The sequence below is a fragment of the Rhodococcus sp. KB6 genome (assembly GCF_001445685.1).
In the GTDB taxonomy this organism is placed as follows: Bacteria; Actinomycetota; Actinomycetes; order Mycobacteriales; family Mycobacteriaceae; genus Rhodococcus_F; species Rhodococcus_F qingshengii.
Genome location: NZ_LNAK01000086.1, coordinates 1 through 270 on the forward strand (window position 1 = coordinate 1; position 270 = coordinate 270).

General features: G+C 60.7%; 1 protein-coding gene. It reads right to left on the reverse strand.

All coding sequences use genetic code 11. The annotated features are described in order from the left end of the window. Nucleotides 1-257, reverse strand: a 257-nt coding sequence (locus ASU23_RS12265; protein ID WP_216637123.1) for a hypothetical protein, incomplete at its 3' end; no start/stop codon positions are given. Between the last annotated feature and the right edge of the window lie 13 nt (nt 258-270).

Here is a 270-nt window from a genome sequence, read left to right on the forward strand (position 1 = left end):
TACGTGATCGTCTGACCCGCAGCAACATTGGTACCCGACGCAGGATCGGCAGCCTTCGCGACCGTGAACCCCGGAACCTTCACCGGATGCGTCGTGCACAGCTGCGTCGCCGGATCACACACCTCCGGAGGATCAACCGGCGGAGTCGTACCCGGAACAACGAAGTTGTTCACGAACACCCCACCGACCACATCGGCATTGACCTTCACCGAATACGTCACCGTCTTCGTTTCGCCGGCCGCAAGGGTTCCCGTCACCGAGAAACCATCA